The sequence below is a fragment of the Agreia sp. Leaf283 genome (assembly GCF_001422485.1).
Lineage (GTDB): Bacteria > Actinomycetota > Actinomycetes > Actinomycetales > Microbacteriaceae > Agreia.
In genome coordinates this window covers 775,908-797,436 of the sequence record NZ_LMNF01000002.1, presented here as the reverse complement: position 1 = coordinate 797,436, position 21,529 = coordinate 775,908, and the positions used below count along the sequence as shown (strand labels likewise).

At 66.9% G+C, this 21,529-nt stretch carries 25 protein-coding genes; 15 read left to right on the top strand and 10 right to left on the bottom strand.

Annotation, left to right across the window (positions count from 1 at the left end):
* Positions 1–37 precede the first annotated feature (37 nt).
* Together ASF51_RS12595 and ASF51_RS12590 are read left to right on the top strand one after the other, a co-directional pair.
* Positions 38–604 carry a LemA family protein gene (locus ASF51_RS12595; protein WP_055930068.1) on the top strand — a complete coding sequence of 189 codons (567 nt, stop codon included), beginning with the start codon at positions 38–40 and terminating at the stop codon, positions 602–604.
* A gap of 18 nt (positions 605–622) precedes the next feature.
* Positions 623–1,516: a M48 family metalloprotease gene (locus tag ASF51_RS12590; RefSeq protein ID WP_055930065.1), complete on the top strand. Its 894-nt coding sequence runs from the start codon at positions 623–625 to the stop codon at positions 1,514–1,516.
* On the opposite strand, the gene ASF51_RS12585 is transcribed toward ASF51_RS12590, so the two are convergent.
* Complete coding sequence (locus tag ASF51_RS12585; protein ID WP_055930062.1) at positions 1,513–2,703, bottom strand: winged helix-turn-helix domain-containing protein; 1,191 nt, start codon at positions 2,701–2,703, stop codon at positions 1,513–1,515. The genes ASF51_RS12590 and ASF51_RS12585 overlap by 4 nt on opposite strands.
* A 154-nt stretch (positions 2,704–2,857) precedes the next feature.
* Between ASF51_RS12585 and ASF51_RS12580 the strand changes: the two genes are divergently transcribed.
* From ASF51_RS12580 to ilvA, 6 genes are read left to right on the top strand one after another with little or no spacing between them, the layout of a single operon-like run.
* Complete coding sequence (locus ASF51_RS12580) at positions 2,858–3,994, top strand: ABC transporter substrate-binding protein (RefSeq protein WP_055930059.1); 1,137 nt, start codon at positions 2,858–2,860, stop codon at positions 3,992–3,994.
* 20 nt (positions 3,995–4,014) lie between these two features.
* A complete protein-coding gene (locus ASF51_RS12575; protein WP_082479823.1) occupies positions 4,015–4,956 on the top strand; it encodes an ABC transporter permease subunit in 942 nt (313 codons plus the stop codon).
* The gene (locus ASF51_RS12570; RefSeq protein ID WP_055930056.1) at positions 4,953–5,783 is read left to right on the top strand and encodes an ABC transporter permease; all 831 of its coding nucleotides are present in this window, start codon (positions 4,953–4,955) and stop codon (positions 5,781–5,783) included. The genes ASF51_RS12575 and ASF51_RS12570 overlap by 4 nt, the downstream gene beginning before the upstream one ends.
* Positions 5,780–6,835 carry an ABC transporter ATP-binding protein gene (locus tag ASF51_RS12565; protein ID WP_055930053.1) on the top strand — a complete coding sequence of 352 codons (1,056 nt, stop codon included), beginning with the start codon at positions 5,780–5,782 and terminating at the stop codon, positions 6,833–6,835. Before ASF51_RS12570 ends, ASF51_RS12565 begins: the two co-directional genes overlap by 4 nt.
* A 9-nt stretch (positions 6,836–6,844) precedes the next feature.
* Positions 6,845–7,945 (top strand): AI-2E family transporter, encoded by a 1,101-nt coding sequence (locus ASF51_RS12560; RefSeq protein WP_082479820.1) that lies wholly within the window; start codon positions 6,845–6,847, stop codon positions 7,943–7,945.
* A complete protein-coding gene (gene ilvA / locus ASF51_RS12555; protein WP_055930049.1) occupies positions 7,942–9,198 on the top strand; it encodes a threonine ammonia-lyase in 1,257 nt (418 codons plus the stop codon). Before ASF51_RS12560 ends, ilvA begins: the two co-directional genes overlap by 4 nt.
* On the opposite strand, the gene greA is transcribed toward ilvA, so the two are convergent.
* Both greA and ASF51_RS12545 read right to left on the bottom strand, forming a co-directional pair.
* Entirely contained in the window at positions 9,199–9,690 is a 492-nt protein-coding gene (gene greA, locus ASF51_RS12550) for a transcription elongation factor GreA (RefSeq protein WP_055930046.1), read from the bottom strand.
* 70 nt (positions 9,691–9,760) lie between these two features.
* Positions 9,761–10,159 (bottom strand): DUF4307 domain-containing protein, encoded by a 399-nt coding sequence (locus ASF51_RS12545; protein ID WP_162236957.1) that lies wholly within the window; start codon positions 10,157–10,159, stop codon positions 9,761–9,763.
* Positions 10,160–10,246: 87 nt separating this feature from the next.
* Between ASF51_RS12545 and mca the strand changes: the two genes are divergently transcribed.
* Together mca and ASF51_RS12535 are read left to right on the top strand one after the other, a co-directional pair.
* Positions 10,247–11,122 carry a mycothiol conjugate amidase Mca gene (mca, locus tag ASF51_RS12540; protein WP_200926126.1) on the top strand — a complete coding sequence of 292 codons (876 nt, stop codon included), beginning with the start codon at positions 10,247–10,249 and terminating at the stop codon, positions 11,120–11,122.
* A complete protein-coding gene (locus ASF51_RS12535) occupies positions 11,109–11,363 on the top strand; it encodes a hypothetical protein (RefSeq protein ID WP_082479817.1) in 255 nt (84 codons plus the stop codon). The genes mca and ASF51_RS12535 overlap by 14 nt, the downstream gene beginning before the upstream one ends.
* Here ASF51_RS12535 and ASF51_RS12530 read toward each other — a convergent pair.
* Positions 11,351–12,052, bottom strand: coding sequence for a hemolysin III family protein (locus ASF51_RS12530; RefSeq protein WP_055930040.1), 702 nt, complete (start codon positions 12,050–12,052; stop codon positions 11,351–11,353). The genes ASF51_RS12535 and ASF51_RS12530 overlap by 13 nt on opposite strands.
* Before the next feature lie 40 nt (positions 12,053–12,092).
* On the opposite strand from ASF51_RS12530, the gene ASF51_RS12525 reads away from it, so the two are divergent.
* The 4 genes from ASF51_RS12525 (at position 12,093) to ASF51_RS12510 (ending at position 15,624) form a co-directional block, all read left to right on the top strand.
* The gene (locus ASF51_RS12525) at positions 12,093–12,878 is read left to right on the top strand and encodes an isoprenyl transferase (protein ID WP_055930037.1); all 786 of its coding nucleotides are present in this window, start codon (positions 12,093–12,095) and stop codon (positions 12,876–12,878) included.
* 300 nt (positions 12,879–13,178) lie between these two features.
* Positions 13,179–14,477, top strand: coding sequence for a PhoH family protein (locus ASF51_RS12520; RefSeq protein ID WP_157412157.1), 1,299 nt, complete (start codon positions 13,179–13,181; stop codon positions 14,475–14,477).
* 89 nt (positions 14,478–14,566) lie between these two features.
* Positions 14,567–15,115 carry a prepilin peptidase gene (locus ASF51_RS12515; RefSeq protein WP_162236956.1) on the top strand — a complete coding sequence of 183 codons (549 nt, stop codon included), beginning with the start codon at positions 14,567–14,569 and terminating at the stop codon, positions 15,113–15,115.
* Positions 15,112–15,624 carry an NUDIX hydrolase gene (locus tag ASF51_RS12510; RefSeq protein WP_055930025.1) on the top strand — a complete coding sequence of 171 codons (513 nt, stop codon included), beginning with the start codon at positions 15,112–15,114 and terminating at the stop codon, positions 15,622–15,624. The genes ASF51_RS12515 and ASF51_RS12510 overlap by 4 nt, the downstream gene beginning before the upstream one ends.
* Here ASF51_RS12510 and ASF51_RS12505 read toward each other — a convergent pair.
* The 5 genes from ASF51_RS12505 to xseA all read right to left on the bottom strand — a co-directional run bounded on the left by ASF51_RS12505 (position 15,621) and on the right by xseA (position 19,915).
* Entirely contained in the window at positions 15,621–17,045 is a 1,425-nt protein-coding gene (locus tag ASF51_RS12505) for an aspartate ammonia-lyase (protein ID WP_082479811.1), read from the bottom strand. The genes ASF51_RS12510 and ASF51_RS12505 overlap by 4 nt on opposite strands.
* A gap of 65 nt (positions 17,046–17,110) precedes the next feature.
* Entirely contained in the window at positions 17,111–17,743 is a 633-nt protein-coding gene (locus tag ASF51_RS12500) for a carbonic anhydrase (RefSeq protein ID WP_055930022.1), read from the bottom strand.
* Positions 17,740–18,405 (bottom strand): DUF4245 domain-containing protein, encoded by a 666-nt coding sequence (locus tag ASF51_RS12495; RefSeq protein ID WP_055930019.1) that lies wholly within the window; start codon positions 18,403–18,405, stop codon positions 17,740–17,742. Before ASF51_RS12495 ends, ASF51_RS12500 begins: the two co-directional genes overlap by 4 nt.
* Positions 18,406–18,411: 6 nt before the next feature.
* A complete protein-coding gene (locus tag ASF51_RS12490; protein WP_055930016.1) occupies positions 18,412–18,642 on the bottom strand; it encodes an exodeoxyribonuclease VII small subunit in 231 nt (76 codons plus the stop codon).
* Between the two features lie 10 nt (positions 18,643–18,652).
* Complete coding sequence (gene xseA / locus ASF51_RS12485; protein WP_055930014.1) at positions 18,653–19,915, bottom strand: exodeoxyribonuclease VII large subunit; 1,263 nt, start codon at positions 19,913–19,915, stop codon at positions 18,653–18,655.
* A gap of 94 nt (positions 19,916–20,009) precedes the next feature.
* Here xseA and ASF51_RS12480 point away from each other — a divergent pair, with 94 nt between their 5' ends.
* Entirely contained in the window at positions 20,010–21,047 is a 1,038-nt protein-coding gene (locus ASF51_RS12480) for a 4-hydroxy-3-methylbut-2-enyl diphosphate reductase (protein ID WP_055930011.1), read from the top strand.
* Here the strand turns inward: ASF51_RS12480 and ASF51_RS12475 are convergent.
* Positions 21,034–21,519: a DUF6264 family protein gene (locus ASF51_RS12475; protein WP_055930008.1), complete on the bottom strand. Its 486-nt coding sequence runs from the start codon at positions 21,517–21,519 to the stop codon at positions 21,034–21,036. The two genes, ASF51_RS12480 and ASF51_RS12475, sit on opposite strands and share 14 nt — an antisense overlap.
* Positions 21,520–21,529: the final 10 nt, after the last annotated feature.

The following is a 21,529-nucleotide window of genomic DNA, read 5'->3' as shown; positions in this document are numbered from 1 at the left end:
GAACCGGGTCTGCTGGGGGTTGGCTTATAGTGATCGCATGGAATGGCTCATCCCGGTAATCGTCGTCGTCGTGCTCGTGGCCATCATCGGAATCTATCTGTGGGCCACCTACAACTCCCTCGTCACCCTGAAAGTGCGCGTCGACGAGGCGTGGAGCGACATCACGGTGCAGCTCAAGCGCCGCGCCGACCTGATCCCGAACCTCATCGAGAGCGTGAAGGGATACGCGGCGCACGAGAAGGGCGTCTTCGAGTCGGTCACCGCCGCGCGCGCCGAGACCCTCCAGGCGCAGGGCCCGGTCGACGCGTCCGTCGCCGAGACCCACATGCAGACGGCCCTCAAGAGCATCTTCGCCGTGGCGGAGGCCTACCCCCAGTTACAGGCCAGCCAGAACTTCCTTCAGCTGCAGGCCGAACTCGTCGACACCGAAGACAAGGTGCAGGCGTCACGCCGCTTCTACAACGGTGGAGTCCGCGAGCTGAACACCAAGATCCGCGTCTTCCCGAACAACGTCTTCGCCAAGAGACTCGGCTTCACCGAGCGCGAGTTCTTCGAGGTGGCCGACCTGGCCGCCATCGCAGAGCCGCCGCGCGTGCAGTTCTAGCCTCCGAGCGGGGGCTGAATGTACCGGGCGATCGCCAGGAACAAACGCAATACCGTCTTCATCGTCCTGGTCTTCCTGCTGATCATCGGCGGGCTGGGCTGGCTGGCGAGCGTGATCTACAACAACACGACGATCGTCGTCATCACGGTGGCCGTCGCGATCGCCTACGCGCTGTTCCAGTACTTCGCGGCCAGCCGGCAGGCCATCATGTCGAGCGGCGCCGTGCAGATCCAGAAGGCCGACAATCCGCGGCTCTGGCGCATCGTCGAGAACCTCTCGATCACGACGGGTACGCCGATGCCCGCCGTCTATATCGTCAACGACCCCGCCCCCAACGCCTTCGCGACCGGCCGTGATCCGCAGCACGCCAGCGTCGCGGCCACCACGGGCCTGCTCGACATCATGACTGATGCCGAACTCGAGGGGGTCATGGCCCACGAGCTCGGTCACGTGCGCAACTACGACATCCGCGTCTCGATGATCGTGTTCGGCCTCGTCGTGGCTGTTGGCTTCATCGCCGACATGTTCCTGCGCTTCGCCTTCTTCGGCGGCGGACGCAGCAACAACAACGGGGGCGGAGGCGGAGGCAACCCGGTCGTGCTCATCCTCGGGCTCGTCGCCATGCTCGTCGCTCCGCTGGTCGCCGGCCTCGTGCAGGCGGCGGTGTCGCGCCAGCGCGAGTACCTGGCCGATGCCACAGGAGCGCTCACCACCCGGCACCCGGACGCCCTCGCCAGCGCGCTCGAGAAGCTGCAGGCCTACGGGCGGCCGATGCAGAAGCAGTCGTCGTCGATGTCGCACATGTGGATCGCAGACCCGCTCAAGCCCGGCATGCTCACACGCCTGTTCAGCACGCACCCGCCCATCGTCGACCGGGTCGCGCGCCTCGAGAAGATCGGCGGCGAGTTCTAGCTCGACAGCTCCGCGGCGAGTGACGCAGCCAGGTTGCCCTTCGGCGACACCTCGATGTCGGTGAGCCCCTGCCACTGCATCGTCTGGCGCAGCACGGGTGCGAGCCTGGCCGCCGTCTCGTCGGGCGCGCCCGGCTCCGACCACGATGCCCGCACCCGCAGCACACCCGCCTGCCGGTCGTTCTTGAGGTCGAGCCTGCCGACGACGCGGTCGTCGACGAGCACGGGCAGCACGTAGTAGCCGAACACGCGCTTGGGCTCGGGGGTGTAGATCTCGATGCGGTAGTGGAAGTCGAACAGCCGCAGCGCCCGGGCGCGCGCCCAGACGACGGGATCGAACGGCGAGAGCAGCGCCGTCGCATCCATTCGCCGGGGGAGCCGCGCATCGCGGTGCAGCCACGCGGGTTTGCCCCAGCCGTCGATGGTGACGGGCAGCAGCTCGCCGGACTCCTCGAGTTCGCGGATCGCCGGCACCGCGTCGACGGCCTTCAGCCGGAAGTAGTCGGCGAAGTCGTCTGCGGTGCCCACGCCGTGCGCGCGGGCGGAGATGGAGATCAGCCGGCGCATGGCCTCGTCGCGCGGAACCTGCAGCTCTCGCACCGATGCGGGCAGCACCTGTTCGGGCAAGGCGTAGACCCTCTCGAACCGGGTGCGGCCGGCGCTCACCACGTCGCCCCAGCGGAAGAGGGTCTCGAGCCCGCGCTTCACGTCTGACCAGCCCCACCACGAGCCGCTGCGCGTGTTCGACTCGTGCTCGATCTCACTCGCACGCATCGGCCCCTTCTCCGCCAGTTCTGCGAGAAGCCACTCGGTCATGGGCCTGTTCGCGTTGAACCACGACTCCGAGTCGGCCGCCCACTTCTCGCGATACTCCTGCTGTCGCCAGCGCAGAAGGGGAAGGGTGTCGATGGGAATGAACGACGCCTCGTGGGCCCAGTACTCGGTGATGCGCGGCGAGTAGGTGAGCCGGTCGAGCTGCGCCTTGTCGTAGCTGCCGAGGCGCGCGAAGACCGGCAGGTAGTGGCTTCGTTCGAAGACGTTGACCGAATCGATCTGCAGCAGGCCGAGCCTGTCGATCAGCGACCCGAACTGGCGGATGCCGGGAGGGGCGCCGGTGGACGGGCGGCCGAATCCCTGGGCGGCGAGGGCGACGCGGCGGGCCAGGGCGGGAGACAGCGATGAGGCCATGCCATGAGGGTACCCATGTGCCACCGACAGCGAGACACGCGCCGTTCACCTCGGCGATACCGGGCGGTCGCATCCAGGTCGTGCGGCACTCATAGCGTCGGCACGTCGGAACCACAGCCGAATCCGACACCCGCCCGATCCACCTGGAGGACTCTTGCTTTCCACCCGCACAGCCATCGCCGGCATCGCCGCTGCGATCGCCCTCACCCTCACGCTCAGCTCGTGCGCGAGCACCTCGGCCGACGCATCCGCAGACGGCGGAGTCGACGCCGCGACCGCCACCAGCGTCTCGGCATTCGGCGACCTCGCCGGCCTCGAAGAAGCCGCCAAGGCCGAGGGCGCCCTCAACGTGATCGCCCTTCCTCGCGACTGGGCCAACTACGGCGCCGTGCTCGATGCTTTCTCCGCGAAGTACCCCGAGATCACCATCACCGAGGCCTCGCCCGACGCGTCCAGCGCGGAGGAGATCCAGGCGGCCGACAACCTGGCCGGCCAGGACACCGCCCCCGACGTCTTCGACGTCGGCGCCGCGGTCGCCCTCGCCAACACCGACAAGTTCGCCCCGTACCAGGTCGAGACCTGGGCCGACATTCCGGATGCGCTCAAGGAGCAGAGCGGCCTGTGGGTCGGCGACTACGGCGGATACATGGCGATCGGCTACGACCCCGACGCCGTTCCGGCGCCGACGAGCCTCGACGACCTCCTCGGCGACGAGTACAAGGGCAAGGTCGCGATCAACGGCGACCCCACGCAGGCCGGGGCCGCCTTCGCGGCCGTGGGCATGGCATCCGTTCAGAACGGCGGATCGACCGCCGACTTCCAGCCGGGCATCGACTTCTTCTCCGAGCTGAACAAGGCCGGCAACTTCGTGAAGATCGACCCGACTCCTGCAACGATCGCCTCCGGTGAGACGCCCGTCGTCTTCGACTGGGACTACCTGAATGTCGGCTACGGCAAGGACCTCGACGGCCAGCGCAAGTGGGAGGTCGTCGTGCTCCCGGGCACCGGTTACGCCGGCTACTACAACCAGGCCATCAACGCCGACGCTCCGCACCCGGCCGCCGCTCGCCTGTGGCAGGAGTTCCTCTACAGCGACGAGGCCCAGAACCTGTGGCTCGCCGGTGGCGCACGTCCTGTTCGTGCCGACGCCATGGCGGAGGCCGGAACGATCGACGAGAAGCTCTTCGACGCCCTGCCCGAGACGCCTGACGAGACCGTCGTGCCCTCGGCGAAGGAGTCCGAGGACGCCGCCGCGCTGCTCGGCAGCAACTGGGCCGCAGCCGTTCAGTAACCGAGAAAAACACCCTACTGATGGCTGACGCCCTCGTGTCGGTCGTCGCTCCCCTCGAGGGCGTCGAGCCTGCAGCAGTGCAGGCTCGACGCCCCGAGTCGTCGCGACGGGCGGCCTTCACCGTGCCGAGTTTCCTCGGCCTCGTTCCGTTCGCGGCGTACATCCTCCTTTTTCTCGGTCTGCCCACCGCGATCGCCCTCTTCACCGGCTTCCTCGACGGCACCGGATCGTTCTCGTTGACCAACATCGAGGCCCTTGCCGACCCGCTGATTCTCACCACTTTCGGCAACTCGATCGGGCTCTCGGCCCTCACCGCGGTCATCGGTTCGGTCGTGGGTGCGGCCTGCTGCTACGCGCTGATCGGAACCAATCCCACGGGCCTGCTGCGTTCCGTCGTGGACTCCGCCAGCGGGGTCCTCGCCCAATTCGGCGGTGTGATGCTGGCGTTCGCGTTCGTGGCGACCATCGGCATCCAGGGCATGGTCACCGTGTACCTGAAAGACTCGTTCGGAATCGATATCTTCGCCGACGGCGTCTGGCTGTACGAACTGCCCGGCCTGATCCTGCCGTACATCTACTTTCAGGTTCCCCTGATGATCATCACGTTCCTTCCCGCTCTCGAGGGCCTCAAGCCCCAATGGGCCGAAGCCAACGCCAGTCTCGGGGGTTCACGCGCAACCTACTGGTGGCGCATCGGCATCCCGGTTCTCACGCCGTCGTTTCTCGGCTGCCTGCTGCTTCTCTTCGCCAACGCATTCTCGTCGTTCGCCACGGCGGCCGCGCTCACGAGTCAGGGGTCACAGATCGTTCCCCTGCAGATCCGCTCGGCGCTCACGAGCGAGACCGTGCTCGGCCGAGAGAACCTCGCCGGTGCGCTCGCCCTCGGAATGATCGTCGTGATGGTCATCGTTATGACGCTCTACTCGCTGCTGATGAAGCGTTCTGCGAAGTGGCAGCGATGAGCGGCCAGGCGAAGGCATTCCGGCCCGAGCCCAGCGCGCTCACGCGCTGGCTGATCCTCGGCATCGTGGGGCTCGTGTTCCTCGTGCCCATCATTGCGATGGTCGAGTTCACCCTGCGTCGTGGGCTCGAGGGCGGCTACGACTTCAGCCGTTGGATAGCCGTCTTCTCCGGAGGCCTGACGGGGGAGTACAAGGGCATACTGACCGCCCTCGGCAACTCGGTCGTGCTCGCCATCGTCACCGTCATCGTGATGCTCGTCATCCTCGTTCCGACGATGATCCTGGTGCAGTTGCGCTTTCCTTACCTGCGTCGGGCGATAGAATTCCTCTGCCTGCTGCCCATCACCATCCCGGCCATCGTGCTCGTCGTGGGCCTCGCCCCCGTGTACTCCGTCGTGGCGAAGATGTTCGGCAGCGGGGTGTGGACCCTGTCGTTCGCCTACGGCATCATCGTGCTGCCCTTCGCCTATCGCGCCATCCAGGCCAACCTCCAGGCCATCGACGTGATCACCCTCAGCGAGGCCGCCCGTTCGCTCGGTGCCGGATGGCTGACGGTGCTGCTTCGAGTACTCCTGCCCAACCTTCGCCGCGGCATCCTCTCGGCCTCGTTCATCTCGGTCGCCGTGGTGCTCGGCGAGTACACGATCGCCGCCCTGCTGAACCGGGTCAACCTGCAGACCGCACTGGTCATCGTGTCGAAGTCCGATCCGTTCGTCGCCGTGATCTTCGCCCTGCTGGCCCTCGTCTTCGCCTTCCTGCTGCTGCTCGCCATCGGCAGGGTCGGCGCACCCCGTAGAAAACGATCCTCGACCGGAGCATCCTCATGAGTCTCACCACCCGACGCGACGCCGGCGTGACCGTCGAATTCCGCTCCGTCGTCAAGGAGTTCCCGGGGCACCGGGCCCTCGACGGCGTCGACCTCACCCTGCAGCCCGGCGAGTTCGTCGCGCTCCTCGGCCCCAGCGGCTGCGGCAAGACCACGGCCCTGCGCGTGCTCGCCGGCCTCGAGGACGCGACCAGCGGCAGCATCACGATCGACGGCACCGACGTCTCGGGCCTGCCCGCCAACAGGCGCGACATCGGTATGGTCTTCCAGTCGTACTCGCTCTTTCCGCACCTCACGGTGCTCTCGAACGTCGAATTCGGGCTCCGGATGCGCAAGGTTCCGAAAGACGAGCGGCGCACGCGTGCGCTGGCCGCCCTCGACATGGTCGGCCTCGGCGTGCAAGCCGAGCGCTACGCCCACCAGCTCTCCGGCGGACAGCAGCAGCGCGTGGCGCTGGCCAGGGCGCTCGTGACGGAGCCGCGGGTGCTGCTGCTCGACGAGCCGCTGTCGGCGCTCGATGCCCGCGTGCGGGTGCAGCTCCGAGACGAGATCCGGCGCATCCAGATCGATCTGGGAATCACCACCCTGTTCGTGACGCACGACCAGGAGGAGGCCCTCGCGGTCGCCGACCGGGTCGCGGTGATGCGGGCGGGCACGATCGAGCAGATCGGTGCTCCCGAGGAGTTGTACACCCGGGCGAGAACGTCGTTCGTGGCCGAGTTCGTCGGGCTCAGCAACCGTCTGGACGGCGAGGTCGACGAGTCGGGAACCGTGGTGGTGGAGGGCGTGCGACTGCCCCTCATCGACACGACAACGCCGCTCGGCCCGGTCTCGGCCTATGTGCGCCCGGAAGATGTCGTCTTCGCGACCGAGGGAATCCCCGCGGAGGTCGTGTCGAGCAGCTTCCTCGGCAGCTTCCGTCGCACCACAGTGCGTCTCTCCTCGGGCGCGCTGGTGCGCATCCAGCATGGCGCGACGGCGCCGGCGGCGGTCGGCGACAGCGTCTTCCTGGCACTGACCGGGGCGGCCGTGGCGGTGCAGCAGCGCGCCTAGAATGAGGACATGTCCGAGCCTGACGTGAACGATGCCGCGGTGCCTCCCGGACTCCGCATCGCGGGGGCCTGGTCATGGCGCCTGCTTGCAATTGCCGGCGCACTGGCCGTGTTCTTCTTCCTCGTGTCGTATCTCCGACTGCTCGTCATTCCGCTTCTTGTAGCGACCCTCCTCTCGGCGCTCCTCGTTCCCCTGAAGAACTGGCTCGTCGCACATCGGTGGCCCAAGTGGCTCGCGATCGCCGTGGCGGAGCTGGGAACGCTGGTCATCGTGGCGGCCCTCATCTTCCTCGTCGTCGCCCAGGTTCGTGCCGGCTTCGGCGACCTGCGCGACCAGACGGTAGCAAGCGCCCACGACCTTCGGGACTGGCTGACGCAGCCGCCGTTCAACGTCTCCGACAGCGATCTCTCCGCCTACCTCTCCCAGGCGCTCTCGTTCCTCCAGGCCGACTCGTCGGTGCTCCTCTCCGGAGCCGTGTCGGTGGGGTCGACCGTGACCGAGCTCTTCGCGGGCGTGCTGCTGACTCTCTTCTCGACGCTCTTCATTCTGATCGACGGCAAGGGAATCTGGGCGTGGATCGTGCGCGTCTTCCCGCGCCGCGCACGCGCCGCGCTCGACGGCGCGGGCAAGGCCGGATGGCTGACGCTGCAGAACTTCATCAAGGTGCAGATCCTCGTGGCTACCATCGACGCCATCGGCATCGGCGCGGGAGCCGCGATCCTCCAACTGCCCCTGGCCATCCCCATCGCCGTCCTGGTCTTCCTCGGATCGTTCATCCCCGTGATCGGCGCCGTCGCCACCGGCGCACTCGCGGTCTTCATCGCGCTGGTCTACAACGGCTGGGTCGTCGCGCTCATCATGCTCGGCATCGTTCTGCTCGTCCAGCAGATCGAGGGCCACGTGCTCCAGCCCCTCGTTATGGGCACCGCGGTGAAGGTGCATCCCCTCGCCGTCGTTCTCGCCGTGGCCGGAGGGTCGGTCGTCGCGGGAATCCCCGGCGCCCTGTTCGCCGTTCCGATCGTCGCCGTGCTCAACGTGATGATCGGCTACATCGCCCGGGGCGACTGGCGGCCTCCCCTCTCGAAACCGAAAGACATCGTTCTCGAATGACTGACTCACTCACGCAGCCCGTGGTCACCGCGGTTCCGACGCTCGACGACATGATGGATGCCCGCGAGCGGGTATCCCGCATCGTCGACCCCACCCCGATGGAGACGTCGCGCTTCCTCAGCACAGAGCTGGGTGCGCCCGTCTTCCTCAAGTGCGAGCATCTGCAGCGCACGGGGTCGTACAAGATCCGCGGGGCCTACAACAGGCTCTCCCGTCTCTCGCCCGACGAGCAGGTGCGCGGAGTCGTCGCGGCGTCGGCCGGCAACCACGCCCAGGGTGTGGCCTTCGCGGCGCGCGAGCTGGGAATCTCGGCGACCATCTTCATGCCGCTTGGCGTTCCGCTCCCCAAGCTGCAGGCCACCAAGCAGTACGGCGCCGATGTCGTGCTGCGCGGCCACAGCGTCGAGGAGGCCCTGCGAGCGGCGGCCGAGTTCGCCGAGAGCACGGGGGCCGTCTTCATCCCTCCGTTCGATCATCCCGACATCGTGCTCGGGCAGTCGACGCTCGGGCTCGAGATCCTCGATCAGGTTCCCGACGTCGAGACCGTGATCGTTCCCATCGGCGGGGGCGGTCTCATCTCGGGCGTCGCCTCGGCGCTCAAGCGACGAGCCGAGCTCGAGGGACGCACGATCAGGGTGATCGGCGTGCAGGCCGCCAACGCCGCGGCCTACCCGCCCTCCCTCGCCGCGGGCGAGCCCACGCAGATCACGACGTCGCCCACCATGGCCGACGGAATCCACGTCGCCAAGCCGGGCATCCTCAACTTCGCCATCGTGAAGGAGCTCGTCGACGAGGTCGTCACGGTCTCCGAGGCCGACATGGCCAAGGCGCTGCTGGTGCTCCTCGAGCGGGCCAAGCAGGTCGTCGAGCCTGCGGGCGCGGTCGGCGTGGCCGCGATCCTGTCGGGCCAGGTCACGGCGACGGGGCCGACCGTCGTCATCCTCTCGGGTGGAAACATCGACCCGCTGCTCATGCTGAGGCTCATCAACTACGGTCTCGCCGCATCAGACAGATACCTCAAGATGCGCATCATGCTTCCCGACCGCCCGGGCCAGCTGGCGCGCACCTCCGAGCTGCTCGCCGAGGCGAACGCCAACGTGCTCGAGGTGCTGCACACCCGCCACGGCAAAGGGCTGCAGATCAGCGAGGTGGAGCTTGAGCTGAGCGTCGAGACGCGGGGGCCCGAGCACCGCCAGCAGGTTCTCGACATGCTGCGCGAGGCGGGCTACGACCCGCGCATCAGCGACGACTGATCACGCGCGGTAGGTCTCGACCTTGACGATCTCGACGTCGATGTTGCGACCGGTCGGGCCGACGAACGAGGTCTTGTCGCCCACCTTCAGGCCCAGGATCGCCTGGCCCAGGGGGCTGGACTCGCTCCACACGTCGAGGTCGTTGTCGCCGGCGATCTCGCGGTTGCCGAGAAGGAAGACGGTCTCGTCTCCTGCGACGAGCGCGGTGATGACGGTGCCGCCCTCGACCACGCCGTGGCTCTCGGGGATCTCGCCGACCTCGGCGGTGCGCAGCAGCAGGGTCAGCTGGCGGATGCGAGCCTCCATCTTGCCCTGCTCTTCTTTGGCGGCGTGGTAGCCGCCGTTCTCCTTCAGGTCGCCCTCTTCGCGGGCCATCTCGATCTTCTTGGCGATGTCGGTGCGGCCGAACCCACTGAGCTCCTCGAGCTCATTCGTGAGGCGGTCGTAGGCCTCCTGGGTCAGCCATGTGACCTGGGCTGCTTCGTCTGCCATGGGAACTCCCTCTGTACGGATATGGCCCGTAAATATGGCCCGGAAGATCTCCCGGGCATAGAAGACGAGCCTAGGTGAGCCAGCAACGGTAAATCAAACCTGTGACCGACTGCTCGGTCGTGCGAATCGTCTCCGTGATGCCTCGCGTCGCCTTGTCGGATGCGGGGATATCGACGATCTTCCACCCCACGATCGCGAACTTCGCGCTCTGCGCCTGCAGCGCGCAGCTCGCCGTGGAGCCCCGAGGAACGGTGAGCAGGAAGTCGATCGAGACCGAGTGCTCGTCGATGACCGTGTGCCCCGTGTCCTTCGCCTCGAGCTCCGCGCTGGAGTTGTCGAGCCCAGCCCACACCACCCAGCCGACGAGCACGACGGCGAATACGGCCGCCGTCACGAGTGCGATGAGGCGAGTGCGTCGTGAATTGACGCGCGTTCGCCCGTAGCGGATGGCAAGGTCGTCACGCGTCACGGAATGGGCGCCTCTCGAAGCAGCGATTAGTCTTAGGTGTTGGCTTAGATGTCTAGGCTAATCGGCAAAGCTGTGGAGATGAGACCGATGACGCTGCGCCTGATGGCCGTGCACGCCCACCCCGATGACGAATCGAGCAAGGGCGCGGCGACCTACGCCTACTACCTCGACCGCGGTGTCGAGGTCATGGTGGTGAGCTGCACCGGGGGAGAGCGCGGCAGCATCCTGAATGAGTCGCTGGCGGAGCGTCGTCACGCCGAAAGAGACATGGCCGGCCTGCGCCGCTATGAGATGCAGGCCGCCCAGAAGGCGGTCGGCTTCGAGCATCGCTGGCTGGGCTACGCCGACTCCGGTCTGCCCGACGAGGGCGAGCCGCTTCCGGCGAACGCGTTCGCGGCTATCCCCGTCGAGATCTCGGCAGAGCCTCTCGTGCACCTCATCCGCGAGTTCAAGCCGCAGGTGCTGATCACCTACGACGAGAACGGCGGCTATCCGCACCCCGACCACATCAGGTGTCACGAGATCTCGGTGCGCGCCCTCGAGGCGGCGTCCGATGCCGCCGCCTACCCCGACGCGGGCGACCCGTGGGGAGTCTCCAAGCTCTACTACGACCGCATCTTCAGCTACCAGCGCATGCGTGCCGTCTATGACGAGATCGTCGCGACAGACCCCGAGAGCCCGCTCATCGCATCCATGACCGAGATGCGCTCGTGGATGACAGAGAGCCCGTTCCTCGCTACGACCCAGGTTCCCGCCGGCCCCTTCTTCGACGTGCGCGACAACGCTCTGCGGGCTCATGCCAGCCAGGTGTCGCCCGACAGCCCGTTCTTCTTCTGGCCCAACGAACTGCAGCAGAAGGCCTGGCCGTTCGAGGACTACCAGCTGGTGAGATCGACCGTCGAGACGACCATGCCCGAAGGCGACCTGTTCGCCGGAATCGAGGACGACGATGTACGGCTTTGATCACGTCGCTGCGACGGTCACGACCGCTCTGCTGAGCGCCGGCGACCAGCCTCAGTTCGACCCCGACACCGTGACTCCGGGATTCATCGGATTCATCGCCACCTTCGGCGTGGCCGCCATCGTGATCCTGCTGGTGATCGACATGGTGCGCCGCGTACGCCGCGTGAACTACCGCGAACAGGTGCGCCGGCAGCTCGAGCAGGAGGCTCTGGATGCCGACGACACGAGTCAGTTGCCGTAGGCGGGCTTCAGCACGATCAGCAGGATCGCCGTCCAGTGGCAGAGGAACGCCACCAGGGTGAGCGCATGGAAGATCTCGTGGAAGCCGAATCGACCGGGGAACGGGTTGGGCCGTTTGAGCGCGTAGACCACGGCGCCGACGGTGTAGCAGAGGCCTCCGACGAGCACGAGGAGCATCATGACGGCATTCGTGGCCAACAGGTCGCCCAGATACATGACCGCGGCCCAGCTCAGCACGAGGTAGAGCATCACGTAGAGCCAGCGCGGTGCGTCGATCCAGAACACTCGGAATCCGATGCCGAACAGTGCGCCCGCCCACACGAGGCACAGGAGCAGGATGCCCTTCTCGGGAGGCAGGGCCAGCACGGCGATCGGGGTGTAGGTTCCGGCGATCAGCAGGAAGATGTTGGCGTGGTCGATGCGCTTGAGCAGCCGCTTCATGCGCGGCTTCCAGTTGAAGCGGTGGTAGAGCGCGGAGTTCCCGAACAGCAGTAGTGACGTGGCCATGAACACGGCACTGGCCGCCTTCGCCGCCGCGCCCTCCGCGAGAATGATGAGCACGATGCCGCCCACGATGGCGAGCGGGAACGTACCGGCGTGGATCCAGCCGCGCCATGTGGGCTTGACTTCGACGGGGTGTTCGAGGGCGTCGTCGAGAAGGGGGATCCTCGGAAGGTCGGGCTCGGGCATGGCACCAGCGTACGCGCCGGAAGACGGGTAGCGTATCCGTGTGTCCATCGAAGAGAATCCCCGGGGCAGCGGCTTTCTCTACGGCCTCTACCAGAAGAGACTGCGGCGCGAACTCGCCGTCGAGGCCCTGCCGCACCACGTCGCGATGATCATCGACGGCAACCGCCGCTGGGCCAAGCAGCGCCTGCTCGGCACTGCCGCCCACGGGCATCGAGCGGGCGCCGCCAAGATGCGCGAGTTCCTCGTCTGGTGCGACGACCTCGGAATCAAGGTCGTCACGCTCTACCTGCTCTCGACAGACAACCTCACCAGCCGTAAGAAAGACGAGCTCGACGAGCTCGTCGACATCATCGCCGAGTTGGCCGGCGCACTGTCGCACTTCAGGGACTGGCGGATCAAGCACGTCGGCAGCGACCTGGGCCTTCCTCCGGCACTCGTCTCCGCGCTCGACGAGGCCGAGGAGCGCACGGCAGGCCACACCGGTCTGCACGTGAACCTCGCCGTCGGCTACGGGGGGCGCACCGAGATCGCCGATGCGGTGCGCAGCATCATCCGCGCCCACCAGAAGCAGGGACACACGCTCGAAGACCTGGCCGAGAGCATCGACCAGGAGCTCATCGCGGAACATCTCTACACCGGTGGCCAGCGCGATCCCGACCTGGTCATCCGCACCTCCGGCGAGCAGCGACTCAGTGATTTCATGCTCTGGCAGAGCGCGCACAGCGAGTTCTACTTCATGGAGGCGCTCGGACCCGACATCCGCGAGGTCGACTTCCTCCGTGCCCTGCGCGACTACTCGCGCAGGCACCGCCGTTTCGGCGGCTGAGCCCACGGCATCCCGACCCCGCTCGTTTACATGAACGTAACCGAACTCGGGGCGTGTCGTCACCGCTTGAAACATATCGGCACGTAGCGTCAACGACATCAGGTATGGCACCTGGTCGAGTCGGCCACATAAGTACGACTCGAGGAAAACCTGAGACTTGAGAAAGGCTTAGGGGCCGGCTCGCCACAGTGATCCGAGTGCATCGCGCTCGGGGTTGGAGTAGTCGTGGCCGATCGCAATTCCCACCAGTCAGCCGACACCGGAGTCCGCACGCGGACCACGGATGCGGCGCCGGCAGCCGTGAACCAGAAGGAACGCACCTACGTTCTGGATACCTCGGTTCTGCTGTCCGATCCGAAGGCGATCTTCCGTTTCGCGGAACATCCGGTCGTGCTGCCGGTCATCGTCATCACCGAGCTCGAATCCAAGAGGAACGACCCGGAGATCGGATACTTCGCCCGCCAGGCGCTGCGCAACCTCGATGAACTCCGCGTCCTGCACGAGAGGCTCGACTTCCCGATCGCCGTGGGCGACGGAGGCAGCCTCCGCGTCGAGCTGAACCACTCCAACATGTCGGTGCTCCCGTCGGGGCTCCAGCTGAACGACAACGACTCGCGCATCCTCGCCGTCGCCCTCAACCTGGCGAACGACGGACTCGCCGTGACGGTCGTGTCGAAGGACCTGCCCCTGCGTGTGAAGGCCGCCTCCATCGGCCTCGCAGCCGAGGAGTACAGGGCCGAGCTCGCCGTCGACTCGGGCTGGACGGGGCTCGCGGACATCACCCTCGGATCGGACCAGATGTCGTCGCTCTACGACGCGGAGTCGATGGAGACCGACCTCGTCGACGGCATCCCCGTGAACACGGGTCTCGTCATCCACTCGGATCGCGGTTCGGCGCTCGGACGTGTCACCGGCAAGAGGAGCTTCCGTCTCGTGCGTGGAGATCGCGACGTATTCGGGCTCCACGGTCGTTCCGCCGAGCAGCGGGTGGCCATCGACATGCTGCTCGACCCCGAGGTCGGAATCATCTCGCTGGGAGGTCGAGCCGGAACGGGAAAGTCGGCTCTTGCCCTCTGCGCGGGACTCGAGGCCGTTCTCGAGAAGCAGCAGCACCGCAAGATCATGGTGTTCAGGCCTCTCTACGCGGTCGGCGGGCAGGAGCTCGGCTTCCTGCCGGGAGACGCGTCCGAGAAGATGAACCCGTGGGCGCAGGCGGTCTTCGACACCCTCGGCTCGATCGTGTCGCAGAACGTGATCGACGAGGTGATCGAGCGCAACATCCTCGAGGTGCTTCCGCTCACCCACATCCGCGGTCGGTCGCTGCATGACGCCTTCGTGATCGTCGACGAGGCTCAATCGCTCGAACGCAACGTGCTGCTCACTGTTCTGAGCCGCATCGGCCAGAACTCGCGAGTCGTGCTCACCCACGATGTGGCGCAGCGCGACAACCTGCGCGTCGGGCGGTACGACGGTGTCGCATCGGTGATCGAGACGTTGAAGGGGCATCCGCTGTTCGGGCACATGACCCTGACTCGATCGGAGCGCTCGGCGATCGCGGCGCTCGTGACCGAGATGCTGGAGTCGAACGAACTGGCCTGACGGCCCTGACGCGGGGCGGTGCCGGCGCGGAGATGTCCCCTGTGGACAACTCCCGTCGGCCTGCCCCGCACCTCGCTACCGTGGGGGCCATGACATGGACCCCCGCCCACGCGCTGGTCGTCGGCGTTCTGGGTGCCCTCGTGTGGGTGGCCCTCGGCGGTGCTCCGGGATCGATCACCGCCCTGTGGCTCGCCCTTGTTTCTCCTAGCCTCGTCGTCATCGACGTGCGTCTGAAACGCCTGCCAAACGTGCTCGTCGTGCCGGGCCTGGGGGCCGTACTCGTCGATCTCGGCTGGTACTCCGTCGCATCCGGGCGGTTCCCCACCGCGGCCGTTGTTGCGACGATGATTCTCGTCGCGGCGATGCTCGGCCTGAACCTCCTCGGCGGGCTCGGCATGGGCGACGTCAAGCTCACGGCGGTGATCGCCGGATGCCTGTCGCTCGACTCACCGTGGACGGCCGTCGCGGCCGTGATGCTCGCTTTCGTACTGGGTGGCGTCTACTCGGCCGCGCTCCTGGTTCGCCGCCGCGGCTACCGGGCCAGGCGCATCGCCTTCGGGCCCGTGCTTCTGCTCTCATTCTGGGCGGTGATCGTCGCGCTTGCCGCGCAGGCTGCTTCGGTAGTGTCTGTGTCGTGACAGACCAATCGAAGCCGACGCGTCGCCAGACCGTTCATCGCAACCCGTGGTTCGAGGTCGAGCACAGCGAGGTCGGTCCGCAGGACTGGTTCGAGGTCACCCGTGCAGACAGTGCGATGGTGATCGCCGTCACCGACGCCGGCTCGCTCGTGATCGTGCGAGGTCCACGGCACACGACCGGAACCGGCGAATACATGGAGCTGCCGTCGGGCGCCCTCGAGCCGTCGGAGAAGGCCGAGGCCGCCGCCCGCCGGGAGCTGCTCGAGGAGACCGGCTACTCTGTCGGCGAGCTGAGGTCGCTCGGCTGGTTCTTCGAATGCCCGGGCATCACCGCGTCGAAGTGCTTCGTCTTCGCCGGCCCGGTCACGGGGTGGAGCACGGCGACCCTCGAGCCCGCGGAGCATTGGACGAGCGGCCTTGCGTCCCCCGACGAGGTACGTGCCGCGATGGCCTCAGGAGCAATCCGCGACGGGGGAACGCTCGCCGCGCTGGCCCTCTACTGGAACTAGGCCGTGGGCGGCGTCGTCATCGAGAGCACGTCGAGCGCGGAATCGAGCTGGTCGAGCGTGACCTCGCCCCGCTCCACGAATCCGAGCTCGATGACGGCCTCGCGAACCGTGACCTTGTTCGCGACGGAGTGCTTGGCGATCTTCGCTGCGGCCTCGTAGCCGATGATGCGGTTGAGCGGGGTGACGATCGACGGCGACGACTCGGCGAGCGCGCGGGCGTGCTCGAGGTTGGCCTCGAGGCCGGCGACGGCCTTGTCTGCCAGCAGCACGGACGAGCTCGACAGCAGGCGGATCGACTCGAGGAGCGCGGTTCCCATGATCGGGATCGCGACGTTGAGCTCGAAGGCGCCGGACGCACCCGACCACGCGATGCTGGCGTCGTTGCCGATGACCCGGGAGCAGACCATCAGCACTGCTTCGGGGATGACGGGGTTGACCTTGCCGGGCATGATCGACGATCCCGGCTGCAGGTCGGGGATGTGCAGCTCGCCCAGACCCGCGTTCGGGCCGGAACCCATCCAGCGCAGGTCGTTGCAGATCTTGGTGAGGCTCACCGCGAGCACGCGCAGGGCACCGGATGCCTCGACGAGCGAATCCCGCGCGCCCTGGGCCTCGAAGTGGTCGCGCGCCTCGGTGATCGGCAGGCCGGTCTCTTCTGCGAGCAGGCGGATGACCAGTTGGGGGAATCCGGCGGGCGTGTTGATGCCCGTTCCGACCGCGGTGCCTCCGAGGGGAACCTCGGCGACGCGGGGGAGTGCCGACTGCACGCGCTCGATGCCGAGTCGGATCTGCCGCGCGTAGCCGCCGAACTCCTGGCCGAGGGTCACGGGAGTGGCGTCCATCAGGTGGGTGCGCCCGGCCTTGACCGCGGACTTCCACAGCTCGGCCTTCGCCTCGAGTGCGACGGCCAGGTGCTCGAGGGAGGGGATGAGCTGCGTGATGAGCGCACCCGTGACCGCGATGTGCACGGAGGTGGGGAAGACGTCGTTCGACGACTGCGACGCGTTGACGTGATCGTTCGGGTGCACCGGACTTCCCAGGCGGGCCGAGGCGAGGGTGCTGAGGACCTCGTTCATGTTCATGTTCGACGAGGTGCCGCTGCCGGTCTGGTAGACATCGATCGGGAACTCGTCGTCGAGCGATCCCGTGATGACCTCGTCGGCCGCAGAGGCGATCGACTGCGCGATGGCCTGGTCGAGCACGCCGAGCTGGGCGTTCGCCTGGGCTGCGGCCTTCTTGATGCGGGCGAGAGCAGAGATCTGAGCCGACTCGAGCCGGTCTCCGGAGATCGGGAAGTTCTCGACGGCACGCTGTGTCTGCGCGCCGTATTTGGCGTCGACGGGCACGCGAACCTCTCCCATCGTGTCGTGCTCGATGCGGAACTCGTCGGTTCCGTTCGTTCCGGTTGCTGTGTCCACCACTGTGTGGCCTGCCTTCCTGTGGGTTTCGCCCGGGTGGGCGGTGATTCGGAGAATGGTGCCGAGGGTCAGACGGAGCCGATGACGAGATCGGCGACAGCCCTGCCCTCGGCAAGTCGATAGTTGGCACCGACGATGGCGAGCCGGCCCTCTGCGACGGCCTCGCTGATCATCTCGGAACTCTCGAGAAGTTCGCGCACGGTGTCGCGCAGGTGCAGGCGGCCGACCTCGTACGGGTCGACATCGATCGCACCATCGCCGTGGTGTTCGGCGGCGTGCACGGCTGGCGTGATCTTCTCGATGATGCCGCGGATGTGCACGGGCAGCGGCGGCGCATCCGGACCGACGGACTCGATCGCGGCGGCGACGGCACCGCACTCGTCATGGCCCAGGACGACGATAAGGGGAACCCCGAGCACGGCCACGGCGTATTCGAGGCTGCCGAGCACGGAGTCGGAGATGACCTGGCCCGCATTGCGTACGACGAAGAGGTCGCCGAGGCCCTTGTCGAAGATGATTTCGGCCGCGAGGCGGGAATCGCTGCAGCCGAAGAGTGCGGCTCGGGGAGCCTGCCCGGAGGCGATCTGGTGCCTGCGCTCGACATCTTGCCGGGGGTGACGTGGAGTGCCGTTGATGAAGCGCTCGTTGCCACGAACCATCTCGCCCCAGATCTTGGCCGGTGTCTTTGGTGAATCGCTCATGGTGTCGCCCCTGTGGTCTGTTGTTCGATCGCGTCGGTGATGGTCGACGCCAGTGCCTCGGCTTCTTCAGGCGTGGCCGTGCCGGCGACGATGAACGTGCTGCGGCCCGACTCGGTGGTGAGAGCGTATTTCACATTTCCCACGTCGCGATCGGAATCGCGGTTGTCGTACACGGTCCACTCGATGCCGTCGATCGTGGTGGTGCCGGTCGGCGACGTCTGCTTCAGTTCGGTGACGAGCCAGCTCGGATTCGCGTCGATGCCCTGCGTGATCGACAGGAACTGCTTCGACGGCGTGATGAGTCCGACGAACCACGAGGTGACCCCGTCGAGGCTCGCCGTTCGGATCTCCGCGACGTTCGAGGTCCACGTGTCGGGAAGCTCGGGCACCGCGAGGGGCACCGGGAGCGTGCGCTGCGCGCTGACCGCCACCGCGCGGTAATCGACGGCCTGGAGCCGGGAGGAATCGTCTCTCGGAACGAGGAGAACGATGAGTGCGACGATGCCGACTGTGACACCGACGGCGACCCAGAGGTTTCGGATCGTCTTGCTGTCGCGGTAGTTCTTGGAATTCTGCGCCTTGCGGGCTGCCTCTTCCTCGGGTGTCTCGGGTCGCCCGAGTTCCGCCACGATGGGGCGGGGCTTCGGGTCGCGGCGGGCCACCTCGCGTTACTCGGAGACCGACTGGCGGGCGGCGTCGAGCCGAGCCTTGGCGCCGATCAGCCAGTGCTCGCATCGCCTGGCGAGCGCCTCGCCGCGTTCCCAGAGGGCGAGTGACTGCTCGAGGGTCGAGGAGCCCTGTTCGAGTTCGGTGACGACCCGCACGAGTTCGTCGCGAGCCTGCTCGTAGCTGAGAGCATCGATGTCTTCTGTCGACGGAGTTGTCGCGGAGGAGGGCATGGTTCCAATCTTATTCTGCGGTTGAGGCCGTGGCGGCGGCGAGTGGGCTTCGTGTGCCCGTGGAGGTGGCGCCGATCGCTCCGTCGGAGACCGTGATCGTGAGACCGGCGCCGCTCGGTGCATCGTCTCGGCCGCGCACGATCGACCCGCCGTCGCGTTGCACGATGGCGTATCCACGATCGAGGGTGCGTTGCGGCGAGAGCGCCCTCAGGTGGGCGACCAGCTGCCGGGTGCGGTCGTCTGCCCGTTCGACGATGCGCGAGGCGAGCTCGCTGCCCCGCGCCACGTAGCGGGTGAGTTCTTCGCTTCGCACGTCGATCAACCAGCTGGAGTCGGCGAGCACCGGTCTGCTGCGCAGCTGACCGAGCCTGTCGATCTCGTTCTTGATCACATGGTTGATGCGCACGCCCAGTCTCGCCCTGGCCTGGAGAACGCGGGAGAGTTCTTCTGCCACGTCGGGCACGACGCGTTTGGCCGCGTCGGTGGGTGTGGAGGCACGGAGGTCGGCCACCTCGTCGAGCAGGGGGCGGTCGGCCTCGTGGCCGATGGCACTGACGATCGGGGTCGTCGCGGCAGCGGCGGCACGGACGACGCCCTCGTCGCTGAACCCGAGGAGGTTCTGGAAGTCACCGCCGCCCCGCGCGATGATGATGACGTCGACCTCGGGGTCGGCGTCGAGCTGTTGGATGGCCGCCGTGATCTCGCGAGGAGTGCGATCACCTTGAACGGCAGCGTGCACCACGCGGAACTCGACCGATGGCCACCGGAGCTGCGCGTTGCGCAGCACGTCTTTCTCGGCGTCGCTGTCTTTGCCGGTGATCAACCCCACGCAATGCGGCAGGAACGGCAGGCTCTTCTTTCGCGAGGCGTCGAACAGGCCTTCGGATGCGAGTTGTCGCCGCAGCCGTTCGAGTCGCTCGAGCAGGTCGCCGAGCCCCACATGCCGCATCTCGAACACCTGCATCGTGAGCGTTCCGCCCTTGAGCCAGTAATTCGGCTTGACGAGGGCCACGACCCGGTCGCCCTGCTTGAGGTCGTCGGGAATGCGGCCGCGCACGCTCGACCAGATGGTGAAGCCGATCGTGACATCGTCGGTGACATCGCGCAGTTTGCCGTAGACATTCGCGCCCGACACGCCCCACTGCGTGATCTGCCCCTCGACCCACGCCGTGCCGAGCCTGTCGATATAGCCCTTGATCTTGCTGGAGAGCAGGGCGACCGGCCACGGATTCTCGAGAGTCGCCGGCGCGCCGGCCTGCGGGGCGTCTGTCATGCGGGTGCTCCCTGCGCGTGGATCTGTCGACGGCCGACCTCCCGGTTTTCACGGTTACCATGGAGGAGTGAGCCAAGCCACTATAAGTCTGCCGATGCCGAGGATTCCCGGCGTACGAAACAGGCTAAAGGATACCCCCGTTACCGGGGAGAAGAAGGTGCTGCTCGCAGCGCCCCGAGGCTACTGTGCAGGAGTGGACCGTGCGGTCGTCGCGGTCGAGAAAGCGCTCGAGCACTACGGCGCCCCGGTGTACGTGCGCAAGCAGATCGTGCACAACATCCACGTCGTGCAGACCCTCGAGAAGCGCGGAGCGATCTTCGTCGAGGAGGTCGATGAGGTTCCACCGGGAGCCCACGTGGTGTTCAGCGCCCACGGTGTCTCGCCGGCCGTCGTGCAAGGAGCCGCCGATCGCGGCCTCCAGGCGATCGACGCCACCTGCCCCCTCGTCACCAAGGTGCACCGCGAAGCCGTGCGCTTCGCCCGCGACGACTTCGAGATCCTGCTCATCGGGCACGAGGGTCATGAAGAGGTCGAGGGCACGGCCGGAGAGGCGCCCGAGCACACGACGCTCGTCGGCAGCCCCGACGAGGCCGACACCGTCGTGGTCCGCGACCCCGACAAGGTCGTCTGGCTGTCTCAGACCACCCTGTCGGTCGACGAGACCATGGAGACGGTGAACCGCCTGCGCGCGAGGTTCCCGAACCTTCAAGACCCGCCCAGCGACGACATCTGCTACGCGACCCAGAACCGCCAGGTGGCCATCAAGAAGGTCGCCGTGAATGCCGACCTCGTCATCGTTGTAGGCTCGGCGAACTCGTCCAACTCCGTGCGCCTCGTCGAGGTCGCGCTCGAGTACGGCGCGAAGGCCGCCTACCGCGTCGACTACGCGCACGAGGTCAAGCAGGAGTGGCTCGACGGCGTCAACACCGTCGGCGTCACGAGCGGCGCGTCCGTGCCCGAGGTTCTGGTGCAGGATCTGCTCGACGAGCTGGCCGGAGCCGGATACGGCGACATCGAGACGGTCATCACGGCCGAGGAGGACCTGATCTTCTCCCTGCCGAAGGAACTCCGCAAGGACATGACCGGCAAGAACGACGCCCGGGCCCTCGGCGGTCGGATCAGCTCGAACTGATCGACGCCAGAAGGCCGGGGTCGGCGACCAGGGCCAGCACGAGGCATCCGAAGGTCACAATGAGGGCGAGCGCGCCCATCAGCAGCGGCACGGGCCACGACCTGCGACGCTGACCGATCAGGCGCACCGTGAGCCAGATCGTGGCCGCGAGAAGCACGAGCTGTGCGATCGCCGCCACGGCCCCCGCGATGTCGACCGCCGATCCGCCGCCGTACTCGCCCAGGCCGCGATCCGCATAGAACATGTCGATCGTGCTGCGCAGGCCGAAGAGTGAAGGAACGCTCGACGAGCTGAACATCACCGCGGTCACGAGCAGGAATACCGAGATCGACGCGTCCACGACGCGGTAGGGCTTCGGCGCTGAAGCCTCTACGGTCTGCGGTTCAGGGTCTTCCGGCTGGGGAGCGTCGGACCAGACCCACCCCTCGGGCGCGAGTTCGCCGTAGCGAGGAGTGGGCCGGTCGTCTGCCATCTTCTGTGGG

Coding starts and splice junctions, on each gene's coding strand:
- ASF51_RS12595 (WP_055930068.1), top strand. CDS start 38: ATGGAATGGCTCATCCCGGTAATCGTCGTCGTCGTGCTCGTGGCCATC.
- ASF51_RS12590 (WP_055930065.1), top strand. CDS start 623: ATGTACCGGGCGATCGCCAGGAACAAACGCAATACCGTCTTCATCGTC.
- ASF51_RS12585 (WP_055930062.1), bottom strand. CDS start 2,703: ATGGCCTCATCGCTGTCTCCCGCCCTGGCCCGCCGCGTCGCCCTCGCC.
- ASF51_RS12575 (WP_082479823.1), top strand. CDS start 4,015: ATGGCTGACGCCCTCGTGTCGGTCGTCGCTCCCCTCGAGGGCGTCGAG.
- ASF51_RS12570 (WP_055930056.1), top strand. CDS start 4,953: ATGAGCGGCCAGGCGAAGGCATTCCGGCCCGAGCCCAGCGCGCTCACG.
- ASF51_RS12565 (WP_055930053.1), top strand. CDS start 5,780: ATGAGTCTCACCACCCGACGCGACGCCGGCGTGACCGTCGAATTCCGC.
- ASF51_RS12560 (WP_082479820.1), top strand. CDS start 6,845: ATGTCCGAGCCTGACGTGAACGATGCCGCGGTGCCTCCCGGACTCCGC.
- ilvA (WP_055930049.1), top strand. CDS start 7,942: ATGACTGACTCACTCACGCAGCCCGTGGTCACCGCGGTTCCGACGCTC.
- greA (WP_055930046.1), bottom strand. CDS start 9,690: ATGGCAGACGAAGCAGCCCAGGTCACATGGCTGACCCAGGAGGCCTAC.
- mca (WP_200926126.1), top strand. CDS start 10,247: ATGACGCTGCGCCTGATGGCCGTGCACGCCCACCCCGATGACGAATCG.
- ASF51_RS12535 (WP_082479817.1), top strand. CDS start 11,109: ATGTACGGCTTTGATCACGTCGCTGCGACGGTCACGACCGCTCTGCTG.
- ASF51_RS12530 (WP_055930040.1), bottom strand. CDS start 12,052: ATGCCCGAGCCCGACCTTCCGAGGATCCCCCTTCTCGACGACGCCCTC.
- ASF51_RS12515 (WP_162236956.1), top strand. CDS start 14,567: ATGACATGGACCCCCGCCCACGCGCTGGTCGTCGGCGTTCTGGGTGCC.
- ASF51_RS12500 (WP_055930022.1), bottom strand. CDS start 17,743: ATGAGCGATTCACCAAAGACACCGGCCAAGATCTGGGGCGAGATGGTT.
- ASF51_RS12490 (WP_055930016.1), bottom strand. CDS start 18,642: ATGCCCTCCTCCGCGACAACTCCGTCGACAGAAGACATCGATGCTCTC.
- xseA (WP_055930014.1), bottom strand. CDS start 19,915: ATGACAGACGCCCCGCAGGCCGGCGCGCCGGCGACTCTCGAGAATCCG.
- ASF51_RS12480 (WP_055930011.1), top strand. CDS start 20,010: ATGCCGAGGATTCCCGGCGTACGAAACAGGCTAAAGGATACCCCCGTT.
- ASF51_RS12475 (WP_055930008.1), bottom strand. CDS start 21,519: ATGGCAGACGACCGGCCCACTCCTCGCTACGGCGAACTCGCGCCCGAG.